Genomic DNA, 19,910 nt, shown 5'->3' with positions numbered 1-19,910 from the left:
AACAGCAGGCTGATCAGTCTGCCGCCGCTTCGCCGCTTATGGTTTTTTCGTAAAGGTTGAATCCGTCTTTATCGCCGATATAGGCATACTCAGCCTTGCGATAGAAGGCGTTCAAAGTCGGATTGTTAGCGATACAATCGAGCCTGATGCATGTTTTGTCCGGCGGGAAAGCAATGCCCGTATCGATCCACTTCATGATCTGCTGTCCTAGCCCTATTCCGGCGAAGTCGCGATGAACGGATAGGCGGTGCAAATATACGGCCCGTTCGTCGAACGCGCGGTCGCCCCACAGGTTCAGATCCCACTCGCTCGGCCGCGGCATGAATATAACGACAGCCGCCGGACGGTCTTCCTGCTTGAAGAGTATAACTTCTCCCCGCGTTATGGCAGCAGCGGTATTATGCCTGTCTATGCCGACGAGCAGGTCCGCCCATTGCGTGGAGCCTTTGGACTTGAGCCATTCGGCGGTAATTCTGAATAGCTCCATAATGCGCGAGGCGTCCTCCGGTTGGGCAAGGTGAGCCCGGATTTGCGAGTTGACGATCGGGTTGGTCAAGGTGAATGAATTCATTAGCGTGCCTCCATCGTTAACGTTGGGAACAAAACTCTGCCATCAGCATAGCATTTCCTAACTCGGCGCAACAACAAGCCCCCTCTTCGTCCCGCGCTGGCCGCGCGTCGCCGAATGGGGGCTTCATCTATATGAATTTTCCTATCCGCTATTAAGATCCCTTCGCATCATGTCATTAACTCACCGTCCTTGGCCGCTCCATCCGGTGGAAGCCCGGCCAACGGAAGGCCGCCCATTCCGGCTGGTGCCTCGCGATACGGGTGACGATAACCGTCATATCGTCTTTCACCCCGCCCGGATACTGCTTGAGCGCAGTCTCGAGCAACGCGTCCGCTATATCTTGCGGATCGTCCGCGTCAAGCTCCTGGAGCACCCGCTTCATCCACTGCTCCTTATTGAGCGCATGACCGGGCGCATCTAGAATGCCATCGGTCATCATGATGAGAATATCTCCGGGCTGCAGCTGGACGCGAAGCAGATCGATCTCGATATCTTGCAGGATACCGATAGGCAAGTTGCCCGCCGCGATCGGAATAATCTCCCGCCCTCGCTTAATGAAGCTAGGCGTAGATCCGATCTTCAGCATCGTCGCGGTGGCAGAATGCAAGTCGATCAGCGCCAAGTCGACGGTCGCGAACATTTCCTCGGGGGAGCGGAGCAGCAAGACGGAGTTCACCGACTTAACCGCGAGCCGCTCGTCGATGCCGGATTGCAGCAGCTGCTCGAGCATCGACAGCGCCGCGCTGCTCTCCATGCGCGCCCTCGCTCCGTTGCCCATTCCGTCGCTAAGCGCGACCGCGAATTTACCCGCGGGCAGCTCCATCATGCTGAAGCTGTCGCCGGACAGGATGTCGCCGTCTTTGGCGGCGCCGGCCACTCCCGTCTCCACTTCGAACACTTTGGCCGACGAGAACATGACCGTCGATTGATGCGCCGTCGGCACTCCGCCGCGTTCCGAGCTGACCGTTACCGTCTCTCCGAGAATTTCGGTTAGAATCGGCGCGATCATTTTCCGGCATTCGTCGAATCCGGATCGGAACGCGTGCACCATCTCGATTTCCACATGACCCTCCTCCAGGCTAATAATATCGACGCTCTGGATCGCCAGCCCTAACTGATCGAGCGCATCGCGAATTTGCTCCTCCTGCACATCCATCTGCTTCGATTCGCGGCGAATTTCCTTAACGAGGTCGTCCATGACCTGCGACACGCCGGACAATTGATCCGCGACCAGAAACCGGCTGTCCTGAAGCTGCTGCCGCCAATGCAAGTCGTGGCGGTACATCTCGGACTCTCGTTTCAGCACGTCGAGCACGAGCGGGATTTTGACGCATGTCCGATTCCAGCTCTTCGGCAGCTGTACCGCCCGTACCGCCGGATTGTTCTCGATCGTCGTCATCATATCCGTCATGAGCTTGTACGTCTGGAAAAACTGCCCGTCCCAGCATAGCCCTCTTCGATGACAGCTATTGCATGTATTCTCGTGAACCGCGTTCACGAAATGGTCGACGTCTTGGCTCTGCCGCATCGTCTCCCCGGCTTGGGTAATTTGCCGGAAGCTGCGCGACAGCTGGCGGAATACTTCCGAGAACCGCTCGACCCGCTCGGCGGTCAAATCTCTCACCTTCTGCGCATATTCTCGTTGATTTTGAGCATAATTGAGCGTGCCGGGCACATATCTTGATAGTGACTCCGCTGCTGAGCGCGGCGTAAGCAGCAGAAGAATGGCGGCAGCGACCGTCGCCCACGTCGAGCTCATCGTCGTGGCAGCATCTCCGGCATACAACGCCAATACCGACGTTCCGAGTATCATCCCGAACGCGGTCGCCGCTTTGCCGCCTTCGCGAATGAGTCCGGCCATCAAGCCGCCGAGCGCAAGCAAGCCGATATTCGAGGCTGCCGCCAAATCGGACAAGCTGAGGATCATCCCGGCGACGACTCCGGCGGATGTGCCGATCGCAGGCCCTCCCACAAATGCAGCCAATAGTACGAAATAACGGGAGCACACATACACGACCGCTACGCCATATACGGTCCATCCGGTTAATCCGGTAAGCAAGCAAGCCAACAATATAACGAGTCCGACCCATTCCTCGTGCCGCAGATGAGCGGCTTTTCGCGTACGGGTCAGTATGGGCAAGGAGTGAATGAACAACAACGTGAGCACGAAAGCTAAGCCGGCTTCCACCAACGTAAGTATGTAGGGTAACCACGTAGGCTTGTCCAAGAGCAATGTGTTAAACAGCCGCACTAGCAAAGAAGCGGCGAATACGACGACCGGCGCGTGAGAGAGATCCGCTCGTTCATATAGCACGAGCCCTCTGTGCAACAAATAGATGACTCCGATTTCCGCGCAGATGAGCGCGGGCATCGGATCCGGCGACCAGAAGCTGCCTGCTACGGTCGCGAGCGCCGCCCAGAACGCGAACTCCCTTCGCATATAGAGCACGACGCCGAAGTAGGCGGCCGCAAAAGGCGCCAAGCCCTCCAGCATAACCGCTCGTCCGAGTAAAAACCCCGCAACGATAACGAGAAGGAGCCACATCTGCTCCCGAATCGCCGCGCCCCACCTGTGCAACAACTTCTCCGGAGGGTCGCCCTTTGCCATGCGGTTGTCCGCACCGCCTTTGGAATACCACCGTTTCTGCCGCTTTACCGCAGGCGCATAGGCTGGTCCGGTTCCTGCGCGAGGAACGAAGGGAACAACGGACGGCTTGTCCATAAACGCACACCCCATTCACCATATTGATTTGTGTTCTTAATTATAGGGGGGCGTGCAGGGAAAGTTTGTCAGAAACGGTTGGCGGGAAAAAAGTTTTTTCCGACAGCTTCGGCCCGGTTAAAGCGCGTTCTTGGCGACAACTCGGCGACACGGGCAAACCCGCGACTGGCATGGCTTATGATCTGAATTGCACTCCGTTGCCCGACCGATTCGCACGGATTACGACATCACAATAGGCGCGCTTCCGACGGCGGATGCCGATGCCGAATCGAGCTTTAGCGGACGCGATCCGCGCCGCTATGCCGGAAACCCGCGAATGATTGGGCAGGTTAAAATTTTCAAATATTTGGACACAAGCATAAACGGATTGCACCGTCCCAAGGGCTGGCGCAATCCGTTTATGTCGGAGGTTATTCAGAAACAAAAAACCGAACCTCATCGGTTCGGTTTGCGTTCATCTATTACGATCGGCGACCGCCACGTCCGCCGCGTTTGGATTCGGTGCTCTTCTTCAGGTTGGAAATCCGCTCTTCGCTGTCCTTAAGGAATCTGGTCAGCTTGTCATCGAAAGAAGGAGATCTTCCTGGTCCTCCCTGCTTGAAGGGGCGTCCTCCACGATCGCGTGGTCCACGCTGTTGAGCTGGCTGCGTTTGTTGCTCCGGCGGTTTGTCCACGGCTTGACGAATGGACAGACCGATCTTTCCGTCTTTGTCCACGTTAATGACTTTAACCGTAACCATGTCATTAATCTTCAAGTGTTCATGAACGTCTTTAACATAGCTGTCTGCGATTTCGGAAATGTGTACGAGTCCCGTAACGCCGCCCGTCAAATCTACGAACGCTCCGAAATGCGTAATGCCGGTAACTTTACCCTCAAGTTTGGTGCCTACTTCGATGGCCATAAAAACCGATGTTCCTCCCTGAACATAATTGTGCCCGAACTACATAAGTTCGGTTATGCCGATTATAACCGAGAATTGAAACCGAGGTCAACAGACGTGCGCCCAGCAGCAGCGCATCTTATGGCCTTTTTATTTTATTTCGAGCGGGATTTCTCCCGGATAACCCATTCCTTGTTCCTTGCGCGCGAGCTCTTCCACGTACTCCCGATCGTTCAATTGCACGATCTTCTGCTTAAGCGCTTCGCTCTGAACGGTGGCATCGTTAAGCTTCTTGTCAGCTTCTTGCAAGTCGCCCGCCCGATCTCCCATGAGCCCGTGCTGCACGTACAGGACGTACACGGCCCAGCTCATGAAAATAACCATAACAAATAACAGCAGCTTCATTCTTCTGCGAACGCCGGTTGTTGCCGATGTCGTCGCCATGGTGCGAGTTGACATGCCGATGCCTCCTTTCTCGCGCTTATTATAGCATAAATGGTTTAATCGAAAATATCCTTCTTACGATGCAATTCCGTCTATAAGGCTGTCGAATCGTGCAGCTGTTATTTTTTACGGAAAATCGCGACGATCTCCCGCCATTTATCCCTTATCTTATGCCAGGCTTGGACGACCGGACGGAATTTCACGCGCACCGGCAGGAGCTTCGCCCATATCCACTTCGCCAGCTTCGATAAAGGCTTGAACAGAAGTCTGCCGACCCATAACAACAAAGCGGCGATAACGACGAATACGATGTCGAGCAGCTTGGCGAGCAAGCGGACGATCCAGGCCAGCGGCTTGAACAACAACGCATCGCCTATGCGCCATAATCCTCTGAACAGCTGCTGAAGTCGCTCGATCAGCCACCCGGTCACTTTGGCGACCGTTCGGCTGAACAGCCCGAAGTACCCGGTGACGCCGATGCCCAGTCCGAGGAACACGTACATCCGCACTTCGCCGTGGTTGCTGTCGAGGAGAAGGCTGAATACGGCGAACGTCGCAGCCGCCCAATAGACGACGTCCAGCCCGGGCAACAACCACCGCGCGATATGGAACCGATGGCTCGCGACTCTGTAGACGTCGAAAACGGTACCCATCGCGAGTCCGCAAAGGATCATCGCTCCGATCGCCGTCCATTGTTCCGCCGCGTTCATTTGAACAACTTTCCGAACAAACCTTTCGATTTGTTCCCGGATTGACCGTCCAAATAAACAAGCGAGTGGATCGAGCCTTCGATCGAGACGAGCTTCTGCTCCAAGCTCAAGTTTTTCATATGAAGGTTTTGGCCCCGAACGGTCAGAAACCCGCACTCGGTCTCAAGCAGAAACTCTTCGTTGTCGAAGCTTTCCACATTGTTGACGCCGGATATATCCAGCGACTTGCGGTTCAACATGCGAACTTCCTGATGCTTGATCCCCTTGCTTTGTTCCATGGCGCTCCCCCCTAGCCTTTAAGACTAGCTTATGGGGGACAGGCTGCGATTAGAACTCGCGGTTACGGGCGGATATAGACGCAGACGGGTTTGTTGATCGCGATCTCGTTGCCGGCGTAGACGGGCAAGCCCGTCGCCGAATCCACCCGGAACAGCACGACCGAATCGGAGTGTTGGTTCGCCGCGAGCAGCCACTGTCCGTCGGGCGTAATCGCGAAGTTGCGCGGGTATTTGCCGCGCGTGGAGACGAAGCCCGCGCCGCGAAGCTCTCCGGTGTCGGCATCGACCGAGAAAATCGCCAAGCTGTCGTGCCCCCGGTTGGAGGCGTAGACGAATCGGCCGTCCGGAGATACGACGATCTCCGCGCACCAGCTCTCGCCCTCGAACGTCGACGGCAGCGTCGTTACGCTCTCTTGCTTCTCCAGCTTGCCAGGCTGCGCGTAGTCGAATCGGGTTACGGTACTATCCAGCTCGTTGATGACGTAGGCGTATTTGCCCGAAGGGTGGAATTTCATATGACGCGGTCCCGCGCCGGGCGCGAGATTGACGGCATCGTGCACCGCCCATTCCCGTTTGTCCGAATCAAGCGCGTACACCATGATTTTATCCATGCCCAGATCGGGGATGAACAGGAATTGCCCGTCCGGACTGAACACCGCCGAATGCGGATGCGGCGCTTCTTGGCGGCTCGCGTTAGGTCCCGTGCCGGAATGGCGGAAGCGTACGCTCACCGCGCCGGGCACGCCGCTCGGCTCAACCGGGTATACGACAACCGAAGAGCCGCTGTAGTTGGACACCGCAAGCCACCGCTCGCTCGGATCGAGCATGACGAAGCAAGGGTCGGCCCCGAGCGTCGGGTGAGACATGACTTCCTGTAACGAAGTGCCTTCTTCTTCGATGGCGAAGGTGACCACTTCCCCGCCGGGCTGTCCGCCTAACGTGGACACTTCGCTAACCGCGTGCAAATACCGTCCCGACTTATCCATCGTGAGGAAAGACGGATTCTGAATACCCGTGAACTCCGTTTCTTTCGTCAACGTCGCGGCGTCCGGGTCGAGACTGAGCCGGGTAACACCGACCTCCTCGCTGCTTCCGTACGCGCCGATCCATATTTCTATCGCTTTCGCCATGTGGTGTACCCCTTTCCGATTGTTACTTTGCATCATTATAAAGCATTCCTATCTTTTCCTGCTATAAAAAAAGACCGCCCGAAGGCGGTGCTTGTCGTCTGACCCAGATGCGAGCGGCTTACAGGAAAGGATCTTCTTCTTTCTTGCGCGCCTCTTCCTTCAGCACCGTATACATGCCTTCGACGTCTTCTTTGCGCGTCGACTCGCTAAGCTTCTCCACGCGAACCGTCAGCGTGCGCTGTCCGAACTGAACATCCAGCACGTCTCCGATCTTGATCGTCGTGCTTGGCTTAGCCTCTTTACCGCCCAGAAGGACGCGCCCTTGATCGGACACGTCCTTCGCGACGGTGCGGCGCTTAATGAGCCGCGACACCTTCAAAAATTTATCCAGACGCATGAATTACTTAACGGCGTCTTTCAGCTTGTTGCCCGCTTTGAAAGCAGGAACTTTGGAAGCTGGAATCTCGATGGAGTTACCCGTTTGCGGGTTGCGGCCAACGCGGCCGGAACGGCTGCGCGTTTCGAACGTGCCGAAGCCGATCAGTTGAACTTTGTCGCCACCAGCAAGTGCGTCCGTAACTTCGCCGAGGAAGCCGTTCAATACGGATTCTACGTCTTTCTTCGTCAAGCCGCTTTTTTCTGCGATGTTGTTGATCAGGTCGGTTTTGTTCATGTTACTTATTCCTCCTAATGATTCTTTTCATATTTCGTCCCGCCTAAGGCCCAAAGGCTTGCTGGAACGCTGTTTGTTTAATACACGATGAATATTATTCTGTTACTTACTAAAAAAATCCTGCCGAACATTCAAAAAAAATCGCGAAATAGGTAGAAAGTATGGGAATTTCGTCGGATTTTACGTAAGTTTTAGGTAACTTTGTAGCTAGCTTAGGCTTTTCGCCTCCTGCCACCACGCTTCCATCTCTATCAAGCTAGTATCCCCGAACGTTCTCCCGCTCATACGTAGCCGCTCTTCGATGTAGCGAAAACGTTGCGCGAACTTGCGATTCGTACCCGCAAGCGCCTCCTCCGGATCGACCTTAAGGAACCGCGACGCGTTCACGACGGCGAACAGCAAATCACCTAGCTCGTCTTGCTGGCGATCGCGGGTCTCGTGCTCGGAAGCGTGGCGAAGCTCTCCGAGCTCTTCCTCGATTTTGTCGAAAACGCCGCCGAGATCCGGCCAGTCGAAGCCTACGCCGGCTGCCTTCTTCTGTTGCTTGTGCGCGCGCGGCAAAGCGGGCAAATCCTTCGGAATGCCGTCAAGCAACGACTCGCGCTCCGGCACGCCTTTGCGCTTCTTCTCCTCCGCCTTCATCTGCTCCCAGTTGCGAAGCGCTTCTTCGGCGTCTTGCGCGTTCTCGCCGCCGAATACGTGCGGATGGCGGAAGATCAGCTTGTCGTTCAACTCGGCGAGCACGTCGAATACGTCGAACGTGCCGACCTCTTCTTCCATCTGGCTATGTAGCAGCACCTGCAAAATCACGTCTCCGAACTCTTCCTTCATGCCGTCCGGATCGTCGTTGTCGAGCGCTTCGATCGCTTCGAACGTCTCTTCGATGAAGTTTTTGCGAATCGATAAGTGCGTCTGCTCGCGATCCCACGGGCAGCCTTCCGGGCTGCGAAGCGTGGCGACGATCTCATGCAGCCGCTCGAACGATCCGCGGAGCAGCCTGTCGTCCATGCTGGCGGGAACGTAGACGAGCATAAGATTGCCGTAGTCCGCTTGGCGATCGAGCTCGTGCAGCGGTACGGTGCGGATCGACTCCTGACCCGGCACGCCCAGCGCCTGCCCGATCGTCACCGGATGGTCGTCCGGATAGACGCCCATGAGCGTCAGCTTCACTTCCGAAGCGGTGAACGGATCGTACACTTGCCCGATGACGGTATGCATGCGCGGACGCAGCATGTCGCGCGTCAAACCCGACGCGTCAAGCAGCTGGAAGCCTTCGATCGGATCGAAGCCGAGCCGCGTGAAAGCTTGGTCCAGAAAGCTCTCTCCGCCGAGGATGGTGAGCTGCGTGCCGTTGGCCGGCGCACGCTCGCGCAGCAATTGCACGGCGCGCTCGGCGACCATCGGATGGCCGGGAACGGCGTAGACGATCGTCTCATCAGGATGCAATTGTGCGAGTTCAAGCAGTCGGGACGCAATCGCTTCGTACACGTCCTCGAAAGCATCGTGCTGCTCGTAAATCGAATCGAACGACGTGAAGACGATATCCCGCTCGCTCAGGTCGGCGACTGCCGGATGGTCGGACGTGCGGACATAGCGATGCGAAGCGCGTTCTAGCGTCTTAAGCGCGCCGAGTGTCAATTGATCTTCGCCGCCGGAGCCGAGCCCGACGACGGTAATGGAAGCTGGCATAGGTAAGGTCATCCTTCCTTGGTTAGGTTGCGTTTGAGGGCTGCAGCATGGATGCGCTGCAGCCAGCCGTCGATGCGGGTGCCGGAGATGCCCGGCAGCTCTCGCCACTCGCTAGGAGCGACGGCGCCGAAGGAGACTAGCGCCGCGGCGAATACGGCGGCGCCGAGCGCGATGCCCGGCAGGGCGGTGAGCAGCGCCGCCGCGCGCGCGGGCAAGGCGCCGGTTAGGGCGCCGAGCGCTAGCGCGATAGCCGCGACCGCTGCCGCCATGGCGGCGAGCGCAGCGGCGGAGCGCCACGCGACGCTTAGGCGCGGGGCGGGCAGTTGGACGCGCTGGCGTAAGCTTAGCGCGTTGAGCAGTGCCGCGGCGGCGAAGGCCGCGGCCATCGCGGCGGCTGCGCCGCGTATGCCATACGCGGGGACGAGCACCGCGTTGAGCGTGAGCTTGAAGAGCGCGGCGGCGGCGAGGTTGACGGCGGGCGAGCGCATGTCGCCGAGCCCTTGGAGCAGCGCCGAGCTGACCGCTTGCAGCGTGCCGCCCGCGGCGGCGATCGCGATGATCGCAAGCGCGCCGGTACCTTTGTCGTCGGAGAACAACGACACGTTGATCGGTCCGGCAAGAATCGCCAAGCCTACGGCGGCGGCCGTGCCGAACCACCACGCTAGACGGGTAGCGGACAGCGCCCGCTTGCCGAGCTCCGCGTCGTCTCCGCGTGCGCGAGCCGCCGTGAAGGCGGGCACGAGCGCTGCGGCCGCGCCGGCCGCAGCCATTATAACGAGCTGGTTCAAAGCGACGCCGCGATTGTAGATGCCGAACTCCGCAAGGGAGAAGGCGGACGTCGCATCCGTTCGTTGTCCGAGTAGCCGAGGGATCGAGAAAGCATCGATAAGTCCGAATAACGGCGCGACGACGGAAGCAACGGCCACCGGGATAGCAACCGCCGCAATGCGTCCGAGCAGCTTCTTGCGCGACTCCGGATACTGGATAGCCGCGCGTCCAGCCAAGCCGGTCACTCGCGAACCGGCGCCTTTGCCCCGTATGACAAGCGGTTCCCCGCGACGGCGCCAGTGCAACTGACCCCATAGCATGGCGATCAGTCCGGCGACGGCGCCGGTCGCTAATCCGCCGTGAACGGCAGCCGCGGTCGACGAAGGCGACCAAGCCGCATGCACGGCGTAAATTAACATAATGAGCATGAACGAGACGCGGGCGATTTGCTCGACGATCTGCGAGATCACCGGCTGCACCATCTGCATCCGTCCTTGCCGGTAACCTCTAAGCACGGCAGTCGCCGGCGCGAACAGCAGGGCGATGGACGACATGCGGATCGCGGATGCCGCTTCGTCCACGCCCATCCCATGCGCGAAATGATCCGCGCCCAAGCACAACAGCGCGAACATGACGAGCCCGCTCGCGCCAAGCAGGCTCAGCGACCAGCGCAGCACGCGCTGCGCGCCGTGCTCGTCGCCTACGGCCACGCGCTCCGAGACGAGCACGCTGACCGCTACGGGCACGCCTGCGGCCGCGAGCGTCATCCACATGATCGCCAAAGCATATACCGCGCTATACAGGCCGAACGTCTCGTCCCCGGCCATGTTTTGCAGCGGAATTTTTTGCAACGTCCCGATCAGCTTGGATAACAGCGCAGCCCCGCCCAGCAACGCGGCACCTTGCCATAGCGCTTGTTTAGCCCCTTGTTTGCCTGTTCCCTCTACCTTTTCCGACGACGACATGAACGTCCATTCCCCATTCCCGCTTCATTCCCATGAGGCGATTTAGCAAGTATTGCGAATATTATACTTGATAATCGCACATAAAAGCGTCTGTCCCCTTCCTCTCGGCGGGTGCAGACGCTTCGTTATCATCTATTTAAGCAGATTTACTGCTCCATTTGCTTCGCTAGAAATCCGGCGGCCGTCTCCACCATCTTGCTCTCCATTTCGCCTACGGAAACCGAATCGTCCTTGCCGATCAGGACGACCGTCCCTATCGGATCGCCACCGGCGACGATCGGCGCCGCGACCAACGAGCCGTTGGCATCGTTGTTATCGCGCATGATCTCATGGTTGCCGGCCCCCGGTTCAAGAAGGATTTTCCGGTTTTCCATGCAGCTCTCGAGCAACGTGCCGATCGCTTTGTCCAGAAACTCCTTCTTAGGTGCGCCCGCTACGGCAATGACAGTATCGCGGTCGGTAATCAGACAAATATGCCCCGTGCTCTCCGACAAAGATTCGGCATATTCTTTGGCGAAGTCGCCTAGCTCCCCGATCGGGGAATATTTCTTTAGGATAACTTCTCCGTCGCGATCCACGAATATTTCCAGCGGATCCCCTTCACGGATCCGAAGCGTGCGGCGAATTTCTTTCGGAATGACAACCCGCCCCAGGTCATCAATACGGCGTACAATCCCGGTTGCTTTCATAGCTCGTGTTGCCCCACTTTCGTTGATGTATTAACCTGCGTGCTACCGGTGCATATGACTTCCGGCCTTTATGACGAGCGCTAGATAACGTTCGGAAAAAGGTGTCATTGAGTCGTGATAGTAGTATTCAACCTCTCCCATTTTCTTATGCGCTCGCCCTGCACTGGTGCAATCCACCAACCTTGCTTCCGGGCGCGTTCACGGCTTGGCGATCCGGTCGCCTTCTAAGGGTTTCCCCGTTTCCTTGGCATATTCGCCGCCGCGGTTCATCAGCTTCCAGATGAGCTGCGCCGCTTGCTTCACCGAGCGCGGCCGCAGGTCCTCGGCGCCTTGCAGCATGCGAAACGGACGCGCCAACCGAGGCAGATGGAGCGAAGCTTGCGTCAGCAGCTCGTCGTCGAACAGCAATTCCGCAGTTCCCGAGGCTAGCAACTTGCCGTCCTTGAGCAGCAGCACGCGGTCAGCCCATTCCGCCGCGAAGTCGACGTCGTGCGTCGCGACCATGATCGTGAGCCCGCTCCGATGCATCCGTTCCAGCAACTCCTGCAGCTCATCTCGCCCCCGCGGATCGAGGAACGACATCGGTTCGTCCAAAATGATGAAATCCGGCCGCATGGCGAGCACGCCAGCGATCGCTACCCTTCGCTTCTGGCCGTAGCTTAGCTCGAACGGCGATCTCGTCTTGTATTCCAGCATTCCGACGCTGCTGAGCGCCTCTGCCGCCCGCTCCGCCGCTTCCTCGGCGGATAAGCCGAGATTGCGCGGTCCGAAAGCGACGTCCTCCAGCACCGTCGCGGAGAAGATCTGATCGTCGGGGTCCTGATAGACGACGCCGACGCTCCGCCGCAGGCGATGCTCGTTCGACCGGTTAACGGTCTCGCCGTATAGCCGCACCTCTCCCGCGTGAGCGAGCTCTAGCCCGTTCAAGAGCGAAATCAGCGTAGACTTCCCCGCCCCGTTGGGCCCCATAAGCGCAACCTTCGTTCCCTTGGCAATATCGAAGCTTATGCCCTTGAGCGCTTGAATGTTGCCATAAGCGTACGAGACAGCTTTGACCTCTACGACCGGTACCGTACGATCCGTCTCCGCAAGACGTTCCACGCTTCTTCCCCCTTCGAATCCGCCTCGCGCGGACATCGCCATATAAATGCGCTGGCTTCTTAAATAAGCGCGAACGAACAACGCCCCCATCAACTGCCCAAAGCGCTTATACGTTAGCGCGTTCCAGAGCCAGCCGGACGTCTTCATCCCTCGCGAGCGCTGCGCCTTGGACATGCCTCGCGCCTCCTCCTTGAGGAGGAAAAAGTATCTCAGCAGCAGCGACATCATCTCGAGCATGATCGCGGGAATGCCGATAGCCCTCAAGCTGCGGATCAACACGAACAACGGAGTGACCGCGATCAAGTAGGTGATAAGCAGGTTCGCGCCCGCCAGCTTCAATAACAAGACGACCGCCCGTTCAACGCCTTCGGACGTGGCCGTATAGCCGAGCACTTTGAATGCAGGGCGTCCGGCCGTATGAAACGGAATGAACAGCGCGGCGCTTGCCCCGAAAGGGATGAGCAGCAGCATTCTGCGCAAGATCATTCGGAGCGAGATGCCGCAACATAGCATTACAAACAAGAACAACCCTGCCGTTCCGGCGAGAACGGCGGGTTGTCGTAAGGCGACGATCGTAACGAGAAGAACCGCTACCGTCCACAGCCGGTAGGAAGGGCTGGCGATTAGCGGCCTTATGCCTTCGTTCTCACGAAGGGTGACGGTCACTTTCCCCGACATCTTCTTTCCCCCTGCCACGGCGCGTTAAAGAGCCTGTTAGTAGATAGAGCACCAAGAAAAGCAAGCCTACGCCGATAAGTCCGGCCAAGCCTACCTTTACGATCGGCACATGGATGCCCGGCACTTCGTAATCCGCTATCCAAGCCGTCCAAGACGGCGTCTTCGCCTTGTCCAGAAATCCATGGTCCTCCGCGACTCGCTCAAGCCCATCCGGGCGCGGAGAAGCGAAATAAGAGATAATCCCTCCGGCCAGCAGCGTGATCACCCCAAGGACGATCCACTTGCGCTTGCTGCCCGTCACTTTGCGAGGCTCGTTCATGTTAGCGGAACCCCCTTCGTCTGCGCAGGCTCGATCGCGATCTTGCGCTCCGTTAAGTAGGCGACGACCATCGCTGTCAGAAGTCCTTCTCCGATTCCGATCAGACTATGCCAACCGACCATCGCCTTCAGGGCGATGTCGAGAGGGAATGTCCCCGACCATGCCAGCAAGAAAGCTACCCCGGCAGCAGCCGTCACGATAGAGATCCACGCGGCGACGAAGGTGACGACGGACGACGCTCGGCCTCTAAGCAGAGCGGTCCCTAGGCGATAGAAGCCATACCCCGTATAGATCCCAATTACGCCAGTGCACAGAATGTTCGCCCCGAGCACCGTTAATCCGCCGTCTTGGAACACGAGCGCTTGGATCATGAGCACCGACGTCATGACGATAACCGCCACGGAAGGCCCGAACAAGATCGCGGCGAGCGTTCCCCCGAGAAAATGTCCGGACGTCGCGCCTCCGATCGGGAAGTTAAGCATTTGCGCCGCGAAGATAAACGCGCCGATGAGGGCGATCTTCGGAACTTCGGAACGGGAAAGCGACAACCGCGCCTTGCGCAAGCTATAAGCGACCGATGCAGCGCCTAGAGCCCCCGTTGCCGCGCAGGTTTTCACATCCAAAAATCCGTCAGGGATATGCATCGACTTCCCCTCCTTTTTTCCAATGATCCCTTATCCCCGTCGGCTCGTCAAGCCTTTCGACTACTCTTCCTTATGCTTCAGCAACGCCGCTAATTCCCGCCGCAGCTTCAGAAATTCCGGATGCTCCCGTACCTCGGGCGTGCGCTCCGCGGGCAGGGTGACGGGGAACTCGCGCAAAATGCGCCCCGGTCCCGCTCCCATTACGACGATGCGCTGGGAGAGGAAGATCGCTTCATCGATGTCGTGGGTAATGAACAAGACCGTCGTCTTCTCCGTATCCCACATTTCCAGAAGCGCTTCCTGCATCTCGAGTTTCGTCTGCGCGTCGAGCGCGCCGAAAGGTTCATCCATGAGCAGCACCTTCGGTTCGTTGGCCATCGCCCTCGCGATAGCGACCCGTTGCTTCATGCCTCCGGACAATTGCTTAGGGATATGGTTAGCGAACCGCTCTAGGCGCGTAATCCGCAAATAATGGTTGGAGATGCGGCGCCGATCGAGAATCGAGATCCCCTTGAGCTTCGGCCCGTACTCGATGTTCTGCCGAACGGACAGCCACGGGAACAACGTATACCCTTGGAACACCATGCCCCGGTCCGCGCCGGGACCGACGACAAGCTCCCCGTCCAGCCGGACTTCGCCTTCGGACGACTCCTCCAATCCGGCGACGATACGCAAAATCGTCGATTTGCCGCACCCGGACGGACCGACAATCGTCACGAACTCGTTCGCGCCGATCTCCAGGTTAATGTTGGCTAAAGCGCGGAATTCCGTCTTCTTTGCCTTAAATGTCTTGCCTAAACCTTGGATCGAGATGGATCCCGAACCGGTAACCTTGACAGCTTGCAGAACGGCCTCGCTCATGGCTGACGCCTCCTTTGTCCTGTATTAAACCCACGGATAGAAGCGACGGTTGAGAAACGCGAATATCCGGTCGCTGATTAGTCCGAGAAGTCCGATGACGATGATGCCGACGAAAATTTGATCGGTGTTCAGGAACCGCTGCGCCTTCAAGATCGCGTATCCGAGACCGCTGTTAACCGCCATGAGCTCTGCGACGACCAAATACGTCCATGCCCATCCAAGGATCAAGCGCATCGTATTGAGCAACTTCGGCTGAACAGCCGGAATAATGACCGTCTGAATCGCTTGCCACCGGCTCGCCCCGAGCGTGAACGCCGCCTGCACCAAGTCTTTGGAGACGAGGCGGGTGTCCGCGGCGACCATAAGCACGAGCTGGAAGAAGCAACCGATGAAAATGAGCAATATTTTCGCCCATTCGCCGATCCCCGCCCATACCATGATGAGCGGAATGAACGCGACGGCTGGCATGTAGCGAATGAACTCCATCGGAGGCTCCACGAATGCTTCCCCGTACCGGTAAGTACCGGCGAACAAGCCGATCGGTATGCCGACGATACAGGCTAGTACGAAGCCCGCGCTAACGCGGAAAATACTAATTCCGATATGATGCCAGTACGTGGACGTGCCAAGCAGATCGAACATCGTGTTCAGCACTCTGCCGGGCGTCGGCAGGAAAAGCGGATTCACGAACTCGCCGTAGCTAAGCACGGACCAGATGGCCAGCATGATCCCGAAGGAGATGACGGCGACGATGCCAAAGTTGCTCTTCGGAACGTCCTCGAAAATTTGCATCACATGGCGTTTCTTCGTTCTAGCCTGTTTCGCCGCGCTTGGAGTAACGGACGGGATCGCCGCGACTTGTTGTCCTCCCGATTGCTCATTCGCCGTATTCATGTCGGATCACTCTCCTGAGGCTTTTTGGACGAACTTCGGTTCTAGCAGCGCTTCTACGTCCGGAATCGACGTGATCATGTCGAGCTTCTTCAGGAATTCCGCCGTCTTCTTGCCCGTGAACGCAAGCGACGTATACTCTTCGCGTACGCCGAACGCGTTGACGTTATCCGCAGCGCTGAACAGCTTGATGCTGTCGAGTCCGAGCTTGAAGTCTTCCGGCGACGTCTCCGCCTTCTTGGCCATCAACTCGATCGATTCTTGCTCGTGATCCTTGAAGTAGGCGAGGGCGTCGAACCAAGCATCGATGATCTTTTGCACATCGTCCGGACGGTTGTCTATGACGCTTTGCTTGAACACGAGCAAATCCGGAATGAGTCCCGGCGTATCTTTGGACGAGAACAGAATCTTGCCTTTGCCTTCCTTGACCGCGGTCGTCTGGAACGGCTCCCATAAGACGGAAGCATCGGTCTTCCCGGATATAAAGGCCGGAGCCGCATCGTTGACTGTCATGTTCGTATAGTTCACGTCGCTCTCCGACATGCCGTTCTGTTCCAGGGCGGTTAGGAGCAACAAGTGGTCGACCGTACCGAGCTCGGTCGCGACCGTCTTGCCCTTCAAGTCTTTAATGGACGAAAATTCCGGTTTGCTGACGATGGCGTCTCCCCCGTTGGAGTTGTCGTTGACGAGCACCGCCTTCAGCTTGATGCCTTTGGATGCGGCGGGTAGCGTATCCGAGAGCGTCTGGCTGTTCGCATCGACTTTGCCTGTCGCGAGCGCCTGAAGGGAGTCGCTGTATACCGGGAACCATTCCAGCTCGACATTGACGCCATGCTTCTCGAAAAATCCCTTTTCCTCGACGAGGTACCAGAAAAACCAGCCCGGCCACGGGCTAAGCGCGATCTTGATCGGCTCGCTCGAGTCGCTTGCGTTATCTTTGTTGCCACCACAGGCGGACAACAGCAATGCGCTGATCAACACGGTCGACAACAGGGCAAATACTAACTTGCGCGGACTTTTCGGATTCGGTTTCATGACTCCCACTCCCTTATCGTATCTTTTAAGTAATAGAAAAAGCCTGAGAGAGAGGGTCTCCCAGGCTTTTGTCCTTCCGTGTGAATGGTCCTGAACGCCATACATATCGCCCGCGAACCATGCGCCGTCTCTCGGACCAGCTTGGAAGCCCAACGGAACCCTAGACGACTTTGCGTTTCCCTTAAGTGAATCAGGAAACCGATATTCAGTTTTAATTGTTAGGTTTAGTAACATACTACCAACAATATGCGAATCCCGTCAACAATTATGTTAGATATTATTACATAATTAAATCGTCAAATATTTCATAACCGCCGGGTCATCCAATTCCTCGCGCCCGCCCTGCCACACGATGGAGCCTTTCTCCATAATGTAGAACCGGTCTCCGACACTCCGCACGAAGTCCAAGCTTTGCTCGACGAGCAAAATAGCCGTTTTCCCCTCGTCGCGAATCGAACGAATAACATCTTGGATCGCTTCGACGATCGAAGGCTGGATACCCTCGGTCGGCTCGTCAAGAAGAAGTAGCTCCGGCTCGGAGATGAGCGCGCGCGCGAATGCCAGCTGTTGCTGCTGCCCGCCGCTAAGATCCCCGCCCCGGCGATCGTAGAACGTCGGCAAAATCGGGAATTTCTCTACGGCCACCGCAGGAATGTCCCTGCTTTTACGCTTCGCCGAATCGCGGTTGGCTTCCAGGCCGATGCGCAAATTTTCGTAGACCGACAGCTGGGAGAAGATCTCGCGCCCTTGCGGCACGTACCCGATACCCCTTCTCGCCCGTTCGCCCGGCGCTCGCTTCGTCACGTCGGAGCCTTTGAAGGAGACGGAGCCTTGTCTCGCCTTAAGCAACCCCATAATGCTCTTTACGAGCGTCGACTTCCCGACGCCGTTGCGCCCCATCAGGCAGACGACCTGCCCCGGCTCTACCGTGAGCGACACGTCGCGCAAAATGACGCTTTCCCCATATCCCGCTTCAAGCCGTTGAACGGTTAACATCGTAATCCCGCCTTCTGCCCAGGTAGACTTCCGCCACCCGATCGTCTCTTTGTACCTCTTCCATCGAACCTTCCTTAAGAAGCTTGCCTTCGTGCATAACGGTTACTTTGCTGGCGAAATTGCGAACGAACTCCATATCATGCTCCACGACGACGACGGTCCGCTTGCGCACGATTTCCTGCAGCAGCTCGCCGGTCTTGTCGGTTTCCTTGTCCGTCATCCCCGCTACAGGCTCGTCGAGCAGCAAAATTTCCGGCTCCTGCAGCAGCATCATGCCGATCTCGAGCCACTGCTTCTCTCCATGCGAGAGCAGCCCGGCGCGCAGCTTCTTCTTATCGCCTAGCCCGATGAGCGCCAGCTCGCCGTCGATTCTCTCTTGGTCGGCTTTATTCATTTTCGCCCGAAGCGTCGCCCATACGCCGCGGTTCTGAGCCATCGCGATCTCCAGGTTCTCCTCGACCGTAAGGCCGGCGAAGATCGACGGCGTCTGGAACTTGCGCCCGATGCCGAGCTGCGCGATCTCGTGCTCCTTGCGCCTTGTCACATCCACCGCTCCGCTCTTGCCGTTGAACAGCACCGAACCGAACGCCGGTTTAACTTTGCCGCAGATCGCATCCAGCATTGTCGTCTTCCCGGCCCCGTTCGGCCCGATCAGAAACCGCAGCTCCCCGTGAAGCAGCTCCAAATTCATATCCTGCACGGCTTTGAAGCCGTCAAACGACACCGTTACTTTCTGGCACGACAGTATTGAGCTTGATTTCATCCGTCTTCCGCCTCCTTGAGAGTAGTTGACTCGCTTGCCGGATCAGGCCGACGAGGCCGCCCGGCAGGAATACCGTCACGACGATGAACAGCGCGCCGAGGAAGAACAGCCAGAAATCCGGATACGATGCACTCAGCTCGCTTTTCGCTTGCGTCATAATAATGGCCCCGATAACCGCTCCGATTAACGTCCCTCTACCGCCGATGGCGACGAGCAACACCAACTCAATCGAAGGAACGATCGCCATCATCGTAGGCGAGATAATGCCGACATGAAGCACGAACAACATTCCGGCTAGACCCGCCAGCGCGGCGGACACGGCGAATGCGGCCATCTGATACTTCGCCGGATCATAGCCGAGGAACCGCGTGCGGTTCTCTCCGTCGCGAATGGCGCGCAACACTTTGCCGAATCGGCTCTTGACCAAATATCTGCAGACGATGAACGACACGATTAGCGCAACGACCGTCACCAAGTAAACGACCGACTTAGCCGTATCGGATTTCAAGCTGTAACCGAGTAGCTTGCTGTAGCCGGTCAACCCGTTCGTCCCTCCCGTGTATGCTTGCTGCCCTACAAACAAGGTGACGGTAATGATAACGAGCGCTTGCGTAAGAATCGTAAAATACACCCCGCGAATGCGGTTGCGGAAAGTGAAGAAACCGAGAATTAACGCCAGCACCGCCGGAATTACGATCCCCATCAGCGCTGCGAAAGCAAAGCTCTTGAACGGCTCCCAGAACCACGGCAGCTTCGTCAGCCCCATCCAATCCATGAAGTCGGGCAAATGCTTGCCACCCGCTTCAAGCTTCAAGTGCATTGCCATCGCGTAGGCGCCAAGGCCGAAGAACACGCCGTGCCCCAAGCTGAGAATGCCGGTATAACCCCACAACAGATCAAGCCCCAGCGCTACGATCGCGAAGGCAAGACACTTAGCCAACAAATTCAACCGGAAGTCGCTCAGAAACATCGGCGCGGACAACAGCAAGCCCGAGGAGACGACGTAGCCGATAATTAGCCAGACTCGGCGCGGTATATTGATCGAGGATAGCAACGCAATCACCCACTCCCATACGAATATCCATTGCGTAGCGCATGCGGA

Annotated in this window: 21 protein-coding genes and 1 riboswitch; all 21 genes read right to left on the bottom strand. The window is 57.4% G+C overall.

Annotation, left to right across the window (positions count from 1 at the left end; genetic code table 11):
* Positions 1 to 13: 13 nt before the first annotated feature.
* Positions 14 to 571 (bottom strand): GNAT family N-acetyltransferase, encoded by a 558-nt coding sequence (locus ACFPQ4_RS11310; protein WP_378111963.1) that lies wholly within the window; start codon positions 569 to 571, stop codon positions 14 to 16.
* A 175-nt stretch (positions 572 to 746) separates the two neighbouring features.
* A complete protein-coding gene (gene spoIIE, locus ACFPQ4_RS11305; protein WP_378111962.1) occupies positions 747 to 3,293 on the bottom strand; it encodes a stage II sporulation protein E in 2,547 nt (848 codons plus the stop codon).
* 461 nt (positions 3,294 to 3,754) lie between these two features.
* The gene (locus tag ACFPQ4_RS11300) at positions 3,755 to 4,195 is read right to left on the bottom strand and encodes a S1 domain-containing RNA-binding protein (RefSeq protein WP_378111961.1); all 441 of its coding nucleotides are present in this window, start codon (positions 4,193 to 4,195) and stop codon (positions 3,755 to 3,757) included.
* A gap of 129 nt (positions 4,196 to 4,324) precedes the next feature.
* Positions 4,325 to 4,633 (bottom strand): FtsB family cell division protein, encoded by a 309-nt coding sequence (locus tag ACFPQ4_RS11295; RefSeq protein ID WP_378111960.1) that lies wholly within the window; start codon positions 4,631 to 4,633, stop codon positions 4,325 to 4,327.
* Positions 4,634 to 4,737: 104 nt separating this feature from the next.
* Positions 4,738 to 5,328 (bottom strand): spore cortex biosynthesis protein YabQ, encoded by a 591-nt coding sequence (yabQ, locus tag ACFPQ4_RS11290; RefSeq protein ID WP_378111959.1) that lies wholly within the window; start codon positions 5,326 to 5,328, stop codon positions 4,738 to 4,740.
* Positions 5,325 to 5,606: a sporulation protein YabP gene (gene yabP, locus ACFPQ4_RS11285; RefSeq protein WP_378111958.1), complete on the bottom strand. Its 282-nt coding sequence runs from the start codon at positions 5,604 to 5,606 to the stop codon at positions 5,325 to 5,327. The genes yabQ and yabP overlap by 4 nt, the downstream gene beginning before the upstream one ends.
* A 62-nt stretch (positions 5,607 to 5,668) precedes the next feature.
* A complete protein-coding gene (locus ACFPQ4_RS11280) occupies positions 5,669 to 6,736 on the bottom strand; it encodes a lactonase family protein (protein ID WP_378111957.1) in 1,068 nt (355 codons plus the stop codon).
* Positions 6,737 to 6,854: 118 nt separating this feature from the next.
* Entirely contained in the window at positions 6,855 to 7,133 is a 279-nt protein-coding gene (locus ACFPQ4_RS11275; RefSeq protein ID WP_378111956.1) for an RNA-binding S4 domain-containing protein, read from the bottom strand.
* Positions 7,134 to 7,136: 3 nt separating this feature from the next.
* Positions 7,137 to 7,409: an HU family DNA-binding protein gene (locus ACFPQ4_RS11270; protein ID WP_378111955.1), complete on the bottom strand. Its 273-nt coding sequence runs from the start codon at positions 7,407 to 7,409 to the stop codon at positions 7,137 to 7,139.
* A gap of 207 nt (positions 7,410 to 7,616) precedes the next feature.
* Positions 7,617 to 9,098 carry a bifunctional methyltransferase/pyrophosphohydrolase YabN gene (gene yabN, locus ACFPQ4_RS11265; protein ID WP_378111954.1) on the bottom strand — a complete coding sequence of 494 codons (1,482 nt, stop codon included), beginning with the start codon at positions 9,096 to 9,098 and terminating at the stop codon, positions 7,617 to 7,619.
* 8 nt (positions 9,099 to 9,106) lie between these two features.
* A complete protein-coding gene (locus tag ACFPQ4_RS11260; protein ID WP_378111953.1) occupies positions 9,107 to 10,831 on the bottom strand; it encodes a polysaccharide biosynthesis protein in 1,725 nt (574 codons plus the stop codon).
* Between the two features lie 146 nt (positions 10,832 to 10,977).
* On the bottom strand, positions 10,978 to 11,520 hold the full coding sequence (gene spoVT, locus ACFPQ4_RS11255; RefSeq protein ID WP_378111952.1) for a stage V sporulation protein T: 543 nt from the start codon (positions 11,518 to 11,520) through the stop codon (positions 10,978 to 10,980).
* Between the two features lie 198 nt (positions 11,521 to 11,718).
* Positions 11,719 to 13,299, bottom strand: a complete 1,581-nt coding sequence (cbiQ, locus tag ACFPQ4_RS11250) for a cobalt ECF transporter T component CbiQ (RefSeq protein WP_378111951.1) — start codon at positions 13,297 to 13,299, stop codon at positions 11,719 to 11,721.
* Positions 13,268 to 13,618: a PDGLE domain-containing protein gene (locus ACFPQ4_RS11245; protein ID WP_378111949.1), complete on the bottom strand. Its 351-nt coding sequence runs from the start codon at positions 13,616 to 13,618 to the stop codon at positions 13,268 to 13,270. Before ACFPQ4_RS11245 ends, cbiQ begins: the two co-directional genes overlap by 32 nt.
* A complete protein-coding gene (locus ACFPQ4_RS11240; RefSeq protein WP_378111948.1) occupies positions 13,615 to 14,262 on the bottom strand; it encodes an energy-coupling factor ABC transporter permease in 648 nt (215 codons plus the stop codon). The genes ACFPQ4_RS11245 and ACFPQ4_RS11240 overlap by 4 nt, the downstream gene beginning before the upstream one ends.
* Positions 14,263 to 14,322: 60 nt before the next feature.
* Positions 14,323 to 15,123 (bottom strand): ABC transporter ATP-binding protein, encoded by an 801-nt coding sequence (locus ACFPQ4_RS11235; RefSeq protein WP_378111947.1) that lies wholly within the window; start codon positions 15,121 to 15,123, stop codon positions 14,323 to 14,325.
* A gap of 24 nt (positions 15,124 to 15,147) precedes the next feature.
* Positions 15,148 to 16,017 (bottom strand): ABC transporter permease, encoded by an 870-nt coding sequence (locus tag ACFPQ4_RS11230; RefSeq protein ID WP_378111946.1) that lies wholly within the window; start codon positions 16,015 to 16,017, stop codon positions 15,148 to 15,150.
* A 6-nt stretch (positions 16,018 to 16,023) separates the two neighbouring features.
* Positions 16,024 to 17,049: an ABC transporter substrate-binding protein gene (locus ACFPQ4_RS11225; RefSeq protein WP_378111945.1), complete on the bottom strand. Its 1,026-nt coding sequence runs from the start codon at positions 17,047 to 17,049 to the stop codon at positions 16,024 to 16,026.
* Between the two features lie 55 nt (positions 17,050 to 17,104).
* Positions 17,105 to 17,224, bottom strand: a riboswitch (guanidine-I (ykkC/yxkD leader).
* A 113-nt stretch (positions 17,225 to 17,337) separates the two neighbouring features.
* Entirely contained in the window at positions 17,338 to 18,045 is a 708-nt protein-coding gene (gene urtE / locus ACFPQ4_RS11220) for an urea ABC transporter ATP-binding subunit UrtE (protein ID WP_378111944.1), read from the bottom strand.
* A complete protein-coding gene (gene urtD / locus ACFPQ4_RS11215) occupies positions 18,023 to 18,808 on the bottom strand; it encodes an urea ABC transporter ATP-binding protein UrtD (RefSeq protein ID WP_378111943.1) in 786 nt (261 codons plus the stop codon). Before urtD ends, urtE begins: the two co-directional genes overlap by 23 nt.
* On the bottom strand, positions 18,759 to 19,871 hold the full coding sequence (urtC, locus tag ACFPQ4_RS11210; protein ID WP_378111942.1) for an urea ABC transporter permease subunit UrtC: 1,113 nt from the start codon (positions 19,869 to 19,871) through the stop codon (positions 18,759 to 18,761). The genes urtD and urtC overlap by 50 nt, the downstream gene beginning before the upstream one ends.
* Between the last annotated feature and the right edge of the window lie 39 nt (positions 19,872 to 19,910).

Source organism: Cohnella yongneupensis (genome assembly GCF_042655785.1).
Classification (GTDB): Bacteria; Bacillota; Bacilli; order Paenibacillales; family Paenibacillaceae; genus Cohnella; species Cohnella yongneupensis.
Note: the sequence above shows the minus strand (reverse complement) of the source record. Positions and strands in the feature narration are given on the sequence as shown.